General features: G+C 75.5%; 3 protein-coding genes. 2 read left to right on the top strand and 1 reads right to left on the bottom strand.

Features of this window, described 5'->3' with window-relative positions:
- Positions 1–261: 261 nt before the first annotated feature.
- Positions 262–13,248 (bottom strand): SDR family NAD(P)-dependent oxidoreductase, encoded by a 12,987-nt coding sequence (locus tag ACN27A_RS14305; RefSeq protein WP_421453457.1) that lies wholly within the window; start codon positions 13,246–13,248, stop codon positions 262–264.
- Positions 13,249–13,787: 539 nt separating this feature from the next.
- On the opposite strand from ACN27A_RS14305, the gene ACN27A_RS14300 reads away from it, so the two are divergent.
- Positions 13,788–13,970 carry a hypothetical protein gene (locus ACN27A_RS14300; protein WP_421453454.1) on the top strand — a complete coding sequence of 61 codons (183 nt, stop codon included), beginning with the start codon at positions 13,788–13,790 and terminating at the stop codon, positions 13,968–13,970.
- Positions 13,971–14,007: 37 nt separating this feature from the next.
- The gene (locus ACN27A_RS14295) at positions 14,008–15,576 is read left to right on the top strand and encodes a fatty acid--CoA ligase (RefSeq protein ID WP_421453451.1); all 1,569 of its coding nucleotides are present in this window, start codon (positions 14,008–14,010) and stop codon (positions 15,574–15,576) included.
- Positions 15,577–15,963: the final 387 nt, after the last annotated feature.

The following is a 15,963-nucleotide window of genomic DNA, read 5'->3' as shown; positions in this document are numbered from 1 at the left end:
CGGCCGCTGGGGGCCGGACGGCCGGTGACGCCGGCTTGTGCCCGGTGGTGGTCATCCACGTACCAAATCAGCCCATCGGCCCCGGTTACGCCCGGGGCCGGTGGGCTTTTTCCGGTCCGGACGGGGTGGCCGTTCATGTCCGGGCGGATGCGGCCTCGGCGGGCGTCCCGTGCGTCCCGCGAACGGACCAGCCCTCCGTAACGAACCAGCCCTCCACCCCGTCGTGCGTCGGGGTGGAGGGCGGTCGTGGCTCGCCCGGGGTCAGGCGTTGTCGAGCTCGCTGTCCAGGATGTCGAACAGGTCGTCCGCCGTGACCGAGGCGAGGTCCGTGGCCTCGGCCGGGCTGGACTTGTCGCGCCACCTGGTCAGCAGCCGTTGCAGGGCCGCGGCGATGTCCGTCTCCGCCGTCTGCGTCGCGTCCACCAGCTCCAGCGTCGCCTCGACCCTGGCGATGCTGTCGACGAGGGTGCGCAGGTTGAGCTGCGCCTGGTTGCCGCCCAGCTCCCCGATCAGGTGCTCGACGAGCGCCGCGGGCGTGGGGTGGTCGAACGTCAACGTCGCCGGCATCCGCAGGCCGGTGGCCTGGTTGAGCCGGTTGCGCAGCTCCACCGCCGTCAGCGAGTCGAAGCCCAGCTGCTTGAACGCCTGGTCCGCCGCGATGGTCTCCACCGAGTCGTGGGCCAGCACGGCGGCCACGTTCGTGCGTACCAGGGTCAGCAGCACCTCGCGCTGCTCCGGCTCGGCGAGGCCGGCCAGCCGGCTGGACAGCGACGCCGCGCTGCCGGCCGAGGAGGCACGCCGGGGGCGGGTGAAGGAGCGCAGCGGTGCCGGCGCGGACGTGCTCGTGCGCAGGACACCCACGTCCAACCTGATCGGGACCAGGCACGGCTCGTCGGTCCGGCAGGCCGCGTCGAACAGCGCGAGCCCCTCCTCGACGGTGTGCGCCCGCACGCCGGTGCGCCCGATGCGGGCGAGGTCGGCCTCGGTGAGCCCACCGGTCATCGCGCCACCGCTGCGCCACAGGCCCCAGGCCAGCGAGGTCGCCGTGCGGCCGGACGCCCGACGCCGCGCGGCGAGCGCGTCCAGGAAGGCGTTCGCCGCCGCGTAGTTCGCCTGGCCGGCCGTGCCCAGCACCCCGGTCGCCGAGGAGAACAGCACGAACATCTCGACGTCGCCGGCCAGCTCGTGCAGGTTCAGCGCCGCGTCGACCTTCGCCCGCAGCACCGCGTCCACCCGTTCCGGCGTGAGCGACTCGACCGTGCCGTCGTCCAGCACGCCCGCGGCGTGCACGACGCCGACCAGGCCGGGCAGGGACGCCAGGAGTTCCGTAAGCGCGGTCCGGTCGGCGGCGTCGCAGGCGGCGACCGTGATCCTGGCGCCCAGCGACTCCAGCTCGGCCGTCAGCTCCGCAGCGCCCGGCGCGGCCGCGCCACGGCGGGACGTCAGCACGAGGTGCCGTGCACCGTGCGCGGTGACCAGGTGGCGGGCCAGTTCCGCGCCCAGGGCTCCGGTGCCGCCGGTGACGAGCACGGTGCCCGCCGGGTCGAACAGGCGGCGGTCCGAGCCGGCCGCGAACGTCGCGAGCCGCGGCACGGTCGGCACCCCGTCGCGGACGGCCACCTGTGGTTCCCCGGTCGCGACGGCCGCGCCGACGAGAGCCGGGTCGTCGGTGTCGACGAGGACGAAACGATCGGGATGCTCGGTCTGCGCCGAGCGGACCAGGCCCCAGACCGCCGCGCCCGCCGGGTTCGTGCCGTCGGTCGCACCCCGGGACACGAACACCAGCGGGGAGCGGTCGCCGGGCAGCCACTCCTGGACCGCCGCGAGCGCGTCGTGCACGGCGGCCCGTACCGCCTCGGCGTCCGTGCCGGTCCCGACCTGGAACATGTCGAAGGCGCCGGCGGGGGCCACGGGCGTGGGGACGGGCTGCCACTCCAACCGGTGCAGCCCGTCCGGACCGGCGGTGGAGCGCAGCTGCTCGATCGTCACCGGGCGCGCGACCAGGGACTCGACCGTGGCCACCGGCATGCCGGCGCCGTCGGCGAGCGCCAGGGCGTACGCGTCGCCGGCGGTGGGCGTGATCCGCACCCGCAGGGCCGTCGCCCCGGTGGTCAGCACCCGCACGCCGTGCCAGCTGAACGGCAGGCGCAGCGGACCGTCGGCCCCGGTGGCCAGGGAGATCGGGTGCAGGGCCGCGTCCAGCAGTGCCGGATGCAGTCCGAAGCGGCCCGCCGGCGCGTCGGCGGGGAGCGCGACCTCCGCGAGCAGTTCGTCGCCGCGCCGCCAGGCCGCCACCAGTCCCCGGAACGCGGGGCCGTAGTCGACGCCGAGGTCGGCGATGCGGTCGTACAGCTCCTCGACCGGGGCCGGCGCGGCGTCGGCGGGCGGCCACTCACCGGCCCAGCCGGCCTCGGGCTCCCCGGCGGCGTCGAGCAGGCCGCTCGCGTGCTGCGTCCACGGCTCGCCATCGGCCGCGTCCTCGCGCCGGGAGTGCACCCGCAGCGGCCGGCGTCCGGCCTCGTCGGGTTCCCCGACCTCCACCTGCACCCGTACCGCGCCGTCGGCCGGCAGCACCAGCGGCGCGTGCAGGGTCAGCTCCTCGATGCGGTCGAGGTCGACGTGCTCGGCGGCCCGCCGCGCGAGTTCGACGAACGCGGCACCCGGCAGCAGGACCGTGCCCAGGACGGCGTGGTCGGCGAGCCAGGGCTGTTCGCGCAGGGAGAGCCGGCCGGTGAGCACGCTCCGCTGGGAGTCGGCGAGCGCCAGCACCGCGCCGAGCAGCGGATGGTCCGCCGCCCCGAGCCCGAGCCCGGTGGCGTCCGCCGGCCCCTCGTCGGGGATCAGCCAGTAGCGCTGGTGCTGGAACGGGTACGTCGGCAGCTCCACCTCGCGGGCGCCCGCCCGGTACGCGCCGGCGTCGGGGCCGGCGCCGGCGGTGAAGAGTCGCCCGACGGCCCTGCCGAGGGTCGCGGTCTCGGGCTGTCCCCGGCGGGTGGTGGCGATGGTGGTGGCGTCGCCGGTGGCGGCGGCCGTGGCCAGGACGGTGTCGGGGCCGATCTCGAGGAAGGTGCCGACGTGGTGCGTGTCGGCGAGGGCCTCGACGGCCGCGTGGAAGCGGACGGTGTGGCGCAGTTGGGCCACCCAGTGGTCGGGGGTGGAGCGCAGCGGTCGGCCGTCGACGGTGGAGATGACGGGAACGGTGGGCTCCCGGTGGGTGATGGAGTCGGCGACGGCGCGGTAGTCGTCGAGGACGGGGTCCATCAGGTGGGAGTGGAAGGCGTGGGAGACGGTGAGCCGCTTCGTCCGGTGGCCCTGTGCGGCGAGTGCCCCGGCGGCCGCGAGGGTGGCGGCCTCGTCGCCGGAGAGGACGAGGTCGGTGCCGGTGTTGACGGCGGCGACGCCGACGGAGTCGGAGAGGTACGGGGCCACCTGTTCCTCGGTGGCCTGCACGGCGACCATGGCGCCTCCGGTGGGGAGGGCCTGCATGAGCGTGGCGCGGGCGGCGACGAGCCTCGCGGCGTCGGCGAGGTCCCACACGCCGGCGACGTGGGCGGCGGCGAGTTCGCCGATGGAGTGCCCGGCGAGGTGGTCGGGGCGGATGCCCCAGGATTCGAGGAGCCGGTAGAGGGCGACCTCGAAGGCGAACAGGGCGGGTTGGGTGTAGCCGGTCTGGTGCACCTCGTCGGTGTCGATGACCTTGCGCAGCGGTTGGTCGAGGTGCGCGTCGAGGGCGGCGCAGACCTCGTCGAACGCGGCGGCGAAGACGGGGTACGCGGCGGCGAGTTCGGCGCCCATGCCCAGCCGCTGCGCGCCCTGCCCCGTGAACAGGAACGCCAACCTGCCGGCCCCGGGGGTGCCGGTGACCAGGTTGGCGGCCTCCTGGCCGGCGGCCAGCGCGGCGAGGCCGTCGAGGAGTTCCCGCCGGTCGGTGCCGACGACGGCGGCCCGCTGCGTGAACCGGACCCGGGCGGCCAGGGAGCGCGCGACGTCGGCGTCCGGCAGTTCGGGGCGGGCCGCGAGGTGGTCGTGCAGGCGGCGGGCCTGCTCCCGCAGGGCCTGCTCCGAGCGGGCGGACAGCAGCCACGGCAGGGCCTGCGGCGGCGTGCCGGCGTCGGCGCTGTCGGCCTCGGCGGGGGGCTCCTCGATGATCACGTGCGCGTTCGTGCCGCTGACGCCGAACGAGGACACCCCGGCGCGGCGCGGGTGGCCGTTGCGCTGCCACTCGGCCGGCTCGGTCAGCAGCGCGACCGAGCCCGCCGACCAGTCGATCTTCGGCGACGGCTCGTCGACGTGCAGGGTGCGTGGCAGCAGCCCGTGCCGCAGGGCGAGGACCATCTTGATGACCCCGCCGACGCCGGCGGCGGCCTGGGCGTGGCCGATGTTGGACTTGAGCGAGCCCAACCAGAGCGGGCGTTCGCGGTCCTGGCCGTAGGTGGCGAGGATCGCCTGGGCCTCGATCGGGTCGCCCAGGGACGTGCCGGTGCCGTGCGCCTCGATGGCGTCCACCTGGTCGGCCGACAGCCCGGCGTTGGCCAGCGCCGACCGGATGACCCGCTGCTGCGAGGGCCCGTTGGGGGCGGTGAGGCCGTTGGAGGCGCCGTCCTGGTTGACGGCCGAGCCGCGTACGAGGGCCAGGACGCGGTGGCCGTTGCGGCGGGCGTCGGAGAGCCGCTCGACCACCAGCACGCCGACGCCCTCCGCCCAGCCCGTGCCGTCCGCGGCGGCGGCGAACGACTTGCACCGGCCGTCGCGGGCGAGACCCCGCTGCTTGGAGAACTCGACGTACAGGCTGGGCGTGGACATGACTGTCACGCCGCCGGTCAGCGCGAGGGAGCACTCGCCGGAGCGCAGCGCCTGCACGGCGAGGTGCAGCGCGACCAGCGACGACGAGCAGGCGGTGTCGACGGTGACCGCCGGCCCCTCCAGCCCGAACGTGTACGCCACCCGGCCCGAGGCGACGCTGCCCGCGGTTCCGGTGCCCAGGAACCCCTCGACACCGTCGGGTACGGCGCTCGCCCCGGCGGCGTAGTCGTGCGTCATGAGGCCGGTGAACACGCCGGTGGGTGAGCCGCGCAGCGCGTCCGGCCGGAGGCCGGCGTTCTCCAGCGCCGCCGAGCAGGTCTCCAGGAAGATCCGCTGCTGCGGGTCCATCGCCAGCGCCTCGCGGGGGCTGATGCCGAAGAACTCCGCGTCGAACCCGGCCGCGTCGAGCAGGAACCCGCCCCGGTCGACGTAGCTGGTGCCGGGGGTGTCCGGGTCGGGGTCGAACAGCGTGTCCAGCGACCAGCCGCGGTCGGTCGGGAAGCCGCTGATGCCCTCGCGGCCGTCGCGCAGCAGCTGCCACAGCTCGTCGGGTGAGCCGACGCCGCCGGGGTAGCGGCAGGCCATGCCGACGATCGCGATGGGCTCGTCGGTGGGGCGGGCGGCGACCGCCGCCACGACGGGGCGCGGTTCGTCCTCCCGGTCGCCCAGCTCGCCCCGCAGGTACTCGACGAGGGCCTCCGGGGTGGGGTAGTCGAAGGTCAGCGTCGCGGGCAGGCGCAGCCCCGTCGCGGTGTTGAGCCGGTTGCGCAGCTCGACGGCCATCAGCGAGTCGAAGCCGAGCTGGCGGAACGGTTCGGCCACGGAGACGGCGTCCGCGTCCGGCTGGGCGAGCACGGTCGCGACCTGCGTACGCACGATGTCGAGCAGCAGCCCGCGCTGCTCCTCCTCGCTGCGCCCGGCCAGCTCGCGGGCCAGCGCGGTGGCGCCCGGCCGGGTCGCGGCCTGCCGCCTGCGCGGCACCCTGGCCAGGCCGTGCAGCGGTGGCGCGGCGTTCGTGGCGGCGCGTACCGCGGCGACGTCGATGGTGACGGGCACCAGGTGCGCGAGGTCCGAGCGGCACGCGGCGTCGAACAGCGCGAGCCCTTCCTCGACGCTGTGCGGGAGGAGACCGCCGCGCGCGATGCGGGCCAGGTCGGCCTCGCCGAGCTGGCTGGTCAACGCGCTCTGCTCGGCCCACAGGCCCCAGGACAGCGAGGTGGCGGCCCGGCCCTCGGCCCGGCGTTGTGCGGCCAGGGCGTCGAGGAACGCGTTCGCCGCCGCGTAGTTCGCCTGCCCCGCGGTGCCGATGACGCTCGCGACGGAGGAGTAGAGCACGAACAGGTCGACGTCGCCGGCCAGCTCGTGCAGGTTGAGCGCGGCGTCGAGCTTGGGTCGCAGGACGGCGTCGAGGCGCTCGGGCGTGAGCGACTCCAGGATGCCGTCGTCGAGCACGCCCGCGGTGTGCACCACGCCCACCAGCGGCCGGGCGAGCCCGTCGAGCAGCGCCGACAGCGCCTCGCGGTCGGCGGTGTCGCACGCGACGACGTCGACCGTGGTGGCGCCGAGGGCGGTCAGCTCCTCGGCCAACGCGGCGGCGCCCGGCGCGTCCAGGCCCCGGCGGGAGGCGAGGACCAGGTGCTCCGCGCCGTGCCGGGTGACCAGGTGGCGGGCGAGCGCGGCGCCGAGCGTGCCGGTGCCACCGGTGATCAGCACGGCCCCCGTCGGGTCGAACAGCGCGCCGTCCGGGGTGGCGGCGGCGTGCCGGGCGAGCCGCGGCACGGTCAGCGCCCCGTCGCGGACGGCGAGCTGCGGCTCCCCGGTGGCGAGGGCTGCGGCGAGGGCGCGCTCCGACTTGTCGGTGCCGTCGGTCTCGACGAGGACGAAGCGGTCCGGGTGCTCGGTCTGGGCGGAGCGGACCATGCCCCAGGCCGCCGCGCCCGCGAGGTCGCCGCCGCGGGTGACCACGGCCAGCCGCGCGGTGCCGGCCGCGGCCCGCTGGAGCGTCGCCAGCGTGTCGTGGAGGGACCGTCGTACGGCGTCGGCGGTGTCGCCCGCCTCGACCCGGAACACCTCGACGTCGGGCGTGCCGGTGCCGGTCGGGGCGGCCACGGGCACCCAGTCCGTGCGGTACAGCGCAGCGGTGGGGCCGCTCGCGCCGGCCAGGCCGTCCGTCGTGACCGGCCGGACCGCGACCGCGTCGGCGCTCAGCACCGGGTTGCCGTCGTCGTCGGTGGTGCTCACCCGCAGGGTGTTCTCGCCGGCCGGGGTCAGCCGGACCCGCAGCGCCGAGGCCCCCCGGCGGTGCAGCCGCACTCCCCGCCAGGAGAAGGGCAGCCAGGCCCGGCCGGCCGGGTTCCCGCCGCCGTCGAGGTGCAGCACGAGCGGGTGCATGGCGGCGTCGAGCAGCGCCGGGTGTACGCCGTAGCGCACGGCGGCCGGCTCGTCCTCGGTGCGCAGGGTGGCCCGGGCGAACAGCTCGTCGCCGCGCCGCCACACCTCCTGGACGCCCTGGAAGGCGGGGCCGTAGCAGAATCCGCGCGCCAGCAGCCAGCCGTAGAAGTCGCCGACCTCGACGGGCTCCGCGCCGGGTGGCGGCCACTCGTCGACCACCGGGGCCGGCGCGGGCGCGTCGGCCAGCGTGCCCGAGGCGTGGCACGTCCACTCCGCGCCCGGCGGCTGCCCGGCCGGCTGGGAGTACACGCCGAACTCGCGGCGGCCCTGCTCGTCGGGTCGGCCGACCCACACCTGGAGGTTGACCCGCTGCTCCTCGGTCAGCGTCAGCGGGGCCTGGAGGGTGAGTTCCTCGATCGTGCCGCTGCCGGTGTGCTCGGCGGCGTGCGCGGCCAGTTCGAGGAACGCGGTGCCGGGCAGCAGGACGGTGTCGAGGACGGCGTGGTCGACCAGCCACGGCTGCTCACGTAGGGAGAGCCGCCCGGTGAGCACGAGCCGGTCGGTGTCGACGACGCCCAGCACCGCGCCGAGCAGCGGGTGGCGCGCCGCGGTGAGGCCGGCCGTGCCCACGTCGCCCCCGGCGGTGGGCCGCAGCCAGTACGACCTGCGCTGGAACGGGTACGTCGGCAGCGGCACCTCGCGGGCGCCGGGGAAGTAGGCGTCGGCGTCGGGGCTGGTTCCGACGGTGAAGAGGTGGCCGACGGCCCGGGCGAGGCTGTGCGTCTCGGGCTGCCCCCGGCGCATGGTGGCGATGCCGGTGGCGTCGCCGGTGGTGGTGGCGAGGACGGTGTCGGGGCCGATCTCGAGGAAGGTCTCGACGCGGCCGTCGGCGGTGAGGGCGGCGACGGCGTCGTGGAAGCGTACGGCCCGGCGGACCTGGGTGACCCAGTGCTCGGGCGTGGAGCGCAGCGGCTGCCCGTCGACAGTGGAGATCAGCCCGATGCGGGGTTCGTGGTGGGTGATGGACGCGGCGACGGCCCGGTAGTCGTCGAGCATCGGATCCATCAGGTGGGAGTGGGCGCCCAGCGGGATCGGCAGCCGCTTCGTCTTGTGACCGAGCGCGGCGAGCTGCTCGGCGGCGGCGAGGGTGGCGGCCTCGTCGCCGGAGATGACCAGGTCGGTGGGGGTGTTGATGGCGGCGATGCCGACCTGCCCGCTCAGGTACGGGGTGACCTGCTCCTCGGTGGCCTGCACGGCGACCATCACGCCGCCCAGCGGCAGGGCCGCCATGAGGGTGGCGCGGGCGGCGACGAGCTTCGCGGCGTCGGCGAGCGACCAGACGCCGGCCACGTACGCGGCGGAGAGCTCGCCGAGGGAGTGCCCCGCCACGAAGTCGGGGCGGATGCCCCACGACTCGACGAGCCGGTGCAGGGCGACCTCGAAGGCGAACAGGGCCGGCTGCGTGTACGCGAACCGGTGCAGGTCGTCGCTGCGGATGATCTCGCGTACCGGCTTGTCCAGGTGCCGGTCCAGCTCGGCGCAGGCCTCGTCGAAGGCGTTCGCGAAGACGGGGTACGCGGCGGCGAGTTCGGTGCCCATGCCGAGGTACTGGGCGCCCGTACCGGTGAACAGGAACGCCAGCCCGCCGGGGCGGGCGGTGCCGGTGAGCACGTCGGCGGTGCCCTGACCGGCGGCGAGGGCGGCGAGGCCGTCGAGCAGGTCCTGCCGGGTGGCGCCGGTGACCGCGGCCCGGTGGCCGAAGGCGACCCGGGTGGTGACGAGGGACCGGCCGACGTCGGCGACCGACAGCCCGGGCCGGTCGGCGAGGTGGTCGTGCAGCCGGCGGGCCTGCTCCCGTACCGCCTGCTCGGAGCGCGCCGACAGCAGCAACGGCAGCACCGGCGGCGCGGCCGGGGCGTCGGCGGCCGGGGCGTCGGCGGCCGGGGCGTCGGCGGCGGGCGGCTCCTCGATGATCACGTGCGCGTTCGTGCCGCTCATCCCGAACGACGAGACGGCGGCCCGGCGCGGCCGGTCGCCGGCGGGCCACGCGACCGGCTCGGTCAGCAGCGACACCGCCCCGGTCGACCAGTCCACCTTGCGGCTCGGCTCCGAGACGTGCAGGGTGCGCGGCAGCAGCCCGTTGCGCAGGGCGAGGACCATCTTGATCACGCCGCCGACGCCGGCGGCGGCCTGCGTGTGGCCGATGTTGGACTTGAGCGAGCCGAGCCGGAGCGGCTGTTCGCGGCCCTGGCCGTAGGTGGCGAGGATCGCCTGGGCCTCGATGGGGTCGCCCAGCGACGTGCCGGTGCCGTGCGCCTCCAGCGCGTCCACCTCGTCGGGTGCGAGGCCCGCGTTGGCGAGCGCGGCGCGGATGACCCGCTGCTGCGAGGGCCCGTTGGGGGCGGTGAGGCCGTTGGAGGCGCCGTCCTGGTTGACGGCCGAGCCGCGGACGACCGCCAGGACGCGGTGGCCGTTGCGGCGGGCGTCGGAGAGCCGCTCGACGACCAGCACGCCGACGCCCTCGCCCCAGCCGGTGCCGTCGGCGTCGTCGGAGAACGCCTTGCACCGCCCGTCGGGGGAGAGGCCGTTCTGCCGGGAGAACTCGGTGAAGGTCTCCGTGCCGGCCATCACGGTCACGCCGCCCGCCAGGGCCATGGAGCACTCGCCGGAGCGCAGCGCGCGTACGGCCAGGTGCAGGGCGACCAGCGACGCCGAGCAGGCGGTGTCGACGGTCATCGCCTGGCCCTCCAGGCCCAGGGCGTACGCGACCCGGCCGGACGCCACGCTGCTCGCGGTGCCGGTGATGAGGTGGCCGTCGACCCCGTCCTCCTCGCTGTGCCCGCCCCGGCCGTAGTTCTGCACGTGCAGGCCCGTGAAGACGGCGGTGTCGCTGCCGCGCATCGAGGTCGGCGGGATGCCGGCGTGCTCCAGCGCCTCCCACGCGGTCTCCAGGAACACCCGCTGCTGCGGGTCCATCGCCAGCGCCTCGCGGGGGCTGATGCCGAAGAACTCCGCGTCGAACTCGTCCGCGTCGTGCAGGAAGCCGCCGGCGGTCGCGTTGCACGTGCCCGGCCCGTCGCCCGCGAACAGCGCCGCGAGGTCCCAGCCGCGGTTGGTGGGGAAGTCGCCGATGACGTCGGTGCCGTCCGCGACCACCCGCCACAGGTCCTCCGGGGAGGCGATGCCGCCCGGGTAGCGGCAGGCCATGCCGACGATCGCGATCGGCTCGCTCTCCTCGTACGACCCGACAGTGGCCGGCGCCGCCTCGACCGTGCCCAGCCCCAGGGCGTCGAGCAGGTGGCCGGCGAGGATGTCCGGCGTCGGGTAGTCGAAGACCAGGCTCGCCGGCAGGCTGAGGCCGGTCGCGGCGCAGAGCCGGTTGCGCAACTGCACGGCGATGAGCGAGTCGTAGCCGAGCTGGCGGAACGGCGTCTCGCCGTCGATCGTCGCGGGCGCCTGGTCGCCCAGGACCTCGCCGGTCGCGGCCCGTACGAGTTCGCGCAGCAGGCCGGGCCGCTCGTCCGCCGGGGTCGCCAGCAGCCGTTCGGCCAGGGCGTTGCCGGCGCCGTCGGTGCCGGCGTCGGCGGCCAGCACGGGGCGCGCGGCGACGACGCAGGGTTCGCCCGCGGCCAGCGCGGCGTCGAGGAGGGCGCCACGTCGTGCCGCGGGGGGCCGGGCGAAGCCCGGCGCGCTCCACGCCACGGAGACGCCGGGCAGGCCGAGCGCCCGCCGGTGCCGCGCCAGCGCGTCGGCGGCGACGGTGGCGGCGATGTCGCCACCGTCGGTGAGCAGCACGAGGTCGGCCGGGGTGCGCCCGAGCGGCGCGGTGTGCAGCGCCAGCGTCTCGGTGACCGTGAGGTCCACCGCCGCGACGGTGGTGACCGGCCGGTCGCCGAGCACGGCCGCCAGCGTCTCCGGGTCGAACGGCACGTCCGGGTGCACGCAGACCTCGGCGCCGAACGCCGCCAGCTCCGCCGGGGCGCCCGCCGGCACGTCGTCCGGCCCCACCAGGACCAGTTCGCGTACGTCGTGGGCCGCCACGAGGTGGCGGGTGAGCGCCGCGTCGTACGACCGGGCGACGAGCACGACCGTGCCCCGCAGCGGTGCGCCGCCGGGCAGGGCGGGGACGTCCGCGTACCGGGGCACGAGCAGTTCGCCCTCGCGTACGGCCAGCACGTCCTCGCCGCAGGCCACGGCCGTGCGCAGCTCCTCGGCACCGACCCGGTCGGCGTCGACGAGCACGAGCCGGCCGGGGCGGCGGAGCTGGTGGGCCCGCGCGAGCGCCCAGGCGGCGGCCTGCCCGGGGGCCGCCGCGTCGTCGCCGTGCAGGCCGCCCCGGGTCAGTACGACCAGTCGCGAGTCCGCCGGGTGGTCCTCGTCGAGCACCGGCGCCAGCAGCTCGGACAGCGCGGTGTGGTCGGGGTAGGTGTCGACGGTGAGCTCGTCGTCGGTGAGGTCGACGGTCAGCTCGGGCGGGCCCACGACCGCCCAGGCGAGCCGACCGGGGTCCGACCCGGAGGCGGGCTCCGGTGCCGGCTCCCAGCGCAGCGCGTGCAGCCGGTCGGGCAGCGACGCGGCCACGCCGATCAGGCGGGCGGGCAGCTCGGGGAGCCGGTGCCGGGCGGGGCTGCCGAGGGCGGTGCGGGGGATCTCCCGCACCAGGTACGTCTCGACCGGTACGGCCGCGGCGGGCAGTTCCGCGCGGCACCGCGCGAGCAGGGCGGCGGCGTCCACGTCGGACCCGACGACGAACGCGACCGGACCGTCGGGCCCGGCGAGGGCTGCCGCGTCGGCCACCCCCGCCGCGGCGCGCAGCACCGCGTCGATCCGGTCCAGCCGGACCCGCTCGCCGTCGACCTCGACCGCGTCGGCCAGCCGGCCGGTGACCGTGAGGTACCCGGAGTCGTCGCGGCGGGCCAGGTCGCCGGTGCGGTACCAGCCGCCGCGCAGCGCCTCGGCCGTCTCGGCGGCGAGGTCGTGGTAGCCGCCGGCCATCACGTTCGGGCCGCTGACCCAGACCTCACCCTCCTGGCCGGGGCCCAGGTCGGCGCCCGATGCGGGGTCGACCACCCGCACGCTCAGGCCCGGCAGGGGCAGGCAGCGTCGTTCCGCGTCGCCGTCCGGCCAGCTCACCGCGATCAGGCCGGACGTCTCGGTGGTCACGTAGCCGGTGAGCAGCGGCGCGGCGAACGCGGCCTCGAAGGACCCGCGCAGCGCCGGGTCCACGGGGCCGACGGCCAGCGCGATCCGTACCCCCTGCGGGTCGGGGCCCGGCGCCTCCAGCAGGGCGCGGTGCGTCGCGCCGGCACCCACCAGCACGGTGCTGCCCTGCGCGGCGAGCGTGGCCCGCAGCTCGTCGGGGGAGAGGCCGCCGGCGAGGCGTACCGACGCCCCCGCCGCGGTGGCGGCGAGGAGCTGCCCGAAGCAGGCGTGCACGGGCAGCATCCACAGCACCCGGTCGTCCGCCGTCCACCCGAGCCCGGCCACGTAACTTGCCGCGGCGGCGGGCCACAGCGCGTTGCGCTGCGTGGACAGCACGCCCTTGCGGCGCCCGGTCGTTCCCGCCGTCCAGGTGAGGAACGCCAGGTCGTCGAGGCCGGCGTCGTCCTGGGGCGGCGACGCCGGATCCGTCGTCGCCAGCTCCTCGAACGAGTGCCCGTCGCCGTCGTGCCCGCCGTCGACGACGAGGACCGACACGGACACCCGCGCCGCGTTGGCCGCGTCGGTGATGACCGCGTCGGCGCCGGCGTCCTCGACCAGCCGGGCCAGCTCGGCGTCGTCCAGGGCCGGGTCCAGCGGCACCGCGATGCCGCCGGCCCGGACGACGGCGAGGACGCCCTCCACCGCCGTGACCCCGTCGAGCAGGACGACGACGCGGTCCGCCGGCCACACGCCGAGGTCGGTGAGGTGGCCGGCGAGCCGCGCCGTCCGTACCGCCAGCTCCGCGTGGGTCACGCTCCGCCGCGAATCGGCGTACGCGACCTGGTTGCCGGACCGGTCGGCGTTGGTCCGGAGCAGTTCGGGCAGGGGCCGGAGCAGATCGGTACGCGGCATGGTTCAACAACCTCTTGTCGGATAGCAGTGGTGATGCGGACCGTGGGTGGGGATGCGCTCAGGACCGTGACCGGAAGGGACACCAGGGCGGGCACCGGCGGCGTACGCCTGACCTTCAGCGACTCCCGGGAGGCGGCGGGCTCGATGTCCGGGAAGCGGGTGCACAGCTCCCGGCGGGCGATGGTGTCCCGTGGCGCTCGTGGACCGCGTACGGGCGCGCGAAGTGGTCGTCGTCCATCAGCTGCCGATGCCCGTGCACCGGGCACGTGTCCGCCATGTCGTCCTCGCTGTGATCGCTCGGAAGGAATCGCTGTCGGATGCGGTGCGCCGGGCGGGAGGGACCGCCCGCGCGCTCATGGTGCCCCCAGCCCGTCCACGCTCGGGTAACTGCCGGGACGACCGCCGTTGGTGCGGGTGACGCCTCCACTACCGGGTACGGGGGCCCGAATCGGGGCCGTGGCGAGTTCTTCCGCTGTTACCGGGTGGTGGACACGCGCTGATTACGTTCAGTTCGCACTCGTGCGCAAGGAGGAACGGCGATGACGGCGTCGCGGGCCAGGCACAGCGCGGCCGGTGGGCTGGCGAGCGCGGAGGGCGGGTTCGTCCAGAACGTCGACCTGCCCCAACGTCTCCCGGACGACGCCGGCGGAATCGCCGGGTGCGAGGTGCGGATGGCGCCGGTCAGCCCGCCCGGCATGCGTTCCCAGGCCGACGCGGCGTGAGCCGCCCCCACCCCGTACGTCCACTGAGGAGGACTTGGTGACCGTTCAGTTGCGCACGCTCGTCGACGTGGCACGCCGGCACGCCGCCCAGCAGCCGGAAGCCGTCGCGATCATCTGCGAGGGCCGGCGCGTGGACTACGCCACCCTGCACCGCGTCAGCAACCAGGTGGCACGCGGCCTCCAGGCGGCGGGCCTGCGCCCCGGGGACCGCGTCGCCTACCTCGGTAGGGAGTCCGAGCACTTCTACGACCTGCTCTTCGGTGCCGCGAAGATCGGCGTGGTGTTCGTGCCGATCAACTGGCGGCTGGCCGCCGGCGAGGTCGAGCACATCCTGCGCGACTCCGGCGCCGCCCTGCTCTTCGTCGACGCCGACTCGACGCCGGTCGCCGAGAAGCTGGCGCCGGAGCTGCCGATGCTGCGGCAGGTGGTCGCGCTGGACGCCGACGGCGTGGCCCGCGCCGGCTTCGCGGCCTGGGTGTCGGCGCAGCCGGACGCGAACGTGCTGGCCAAGGTCACGTCCGACACGCCGCTGGCGCAGATGTACACCAGCGGCACGACGGGGCTGCCGAAGGGCGTGGTGCTCGCGCACCGCAGCTTCTTCGCGGTACGCGACGGGCTCGCCTCGGAGAACCTGGACTGGCTCGACCTGCGCGAGAGCGACGTCAGCCTGCTCTGCAACGGCGGATTCCACATCGGCGGCCTGTCGTGGGCGGCGATGGGTTTCGCCGCGGGGGCCACGAACGTGCTGATGCGCGAGTTCAACACCGCGGGCGCAGTCGAGCTGATCAGATCGCTGCGCGTCACCACCATCCTCGCGGTGCCCTCGATGCTGCGCCTGCTGCTCGCGGAGCCCGGCGTCACCAAGGCGGACTTCGTCTCGCTGCGGAAGATCGTCTACGGCAGCGCGCCCATCTCGACGGCGCTGCTGGCCCGCTGCATCGAGGGCTTCGGCTGCGAGTTCGCCCAGATCTACGGCCTGACCGAGACCGGCAACTCCGCCGTCTGCCTGCCCCCGGCCGACCACACCCCGGACGGCGGCAAGATGCAGTCGGCGGGGCTGCCGTACCCGGGCTTCGAGGTCAAGATCGTGGACGACAAGGGCGACCCGCTGCCGGCCGGCGAGGTCGGCGAGGTCTGGCTGCGTTCGCCGGGCGTGATGGTGGAGTACTGGAACCTGCCGGAGGCCACGGCGAAGACGCTTGTCGACGGCTGGGTCGTCACCGGGGACGCCGGCCTGCTGGACGAGGACGGCTACCTGTACATCCGCGACCGGATCAAGGACATGATCATCGTCTCGGGGGAGAACGTCTACCCGGTCGAGGTCGAGAACGTCATCAGCCGGCACCCGCTGGTCGCCGAGTCCGCGGTCGTCGGGGTGCCGGACGAGCGCTGGGGCGAGGCCGTCTACGCGTTCGTGGTGCCGGTGGAGGGGCAGCAGCTCACCGAGCGCGACCTGGCGCTGCACCTGCGCGGCCAGCTCGCCGGTTTCAAGCAGCCGCTGCACTACGAGTTCATCGACCGGGTGCCGCGCAACCCCAGCGGGAAGATCCTGCGCCGCGAGCTTCGGGAGCGGTTCTGGCAGGGGCACGACCGCCGGGTGAGCTGATCGCGATGAGGGCGGTGGCCGGCGAGCGGGACACCCGCGACCCGCTGCACGGGCGCGACCGGCCCGCGCGTCGCCGGCTACCGTCCGTCATCGCTCCTGCTCGTCGCGTGGCGGGGGCGTCGGTCCGCCCCGCCGGTACGTCTCCGCGCGTGGCCGACAGTCCAGCGTGGAATCTCCGCGTACGCCGGCAGGTGGGCGAAGGATTGCCTGGTGGGGGGCCTGCCCGCCGGACGGGCGGCGCGCGGGGGGTGCGGTCGCCACTTCCAAGTGACGGGAATCGATGTAGCAGAAAGTTGCATATTCCCTCCCATCGATCGGCCCTCTAGTGTCCTTGACCAGCAGCCAGGGCATCGACCGGCGCCGATAACTACCCTTGCTGCGCGTCGG

Source organism: Micromonospora sp. WMMD737, from assembly GCF_049179055.1.
GTDB classification, from domain to species: domain Bacteria; phylum Actinomycetota; class Actinomycetes; order Mycobacteriales; family Micromonosporaceae; genus Micromonospora; species Micromonospora reichwaldensis.
The sequence above is the reverse complement of the archived record's forward strand: the minus strand, read 5'-3'. Positions and strand labels throughout refer to the sequence as shown.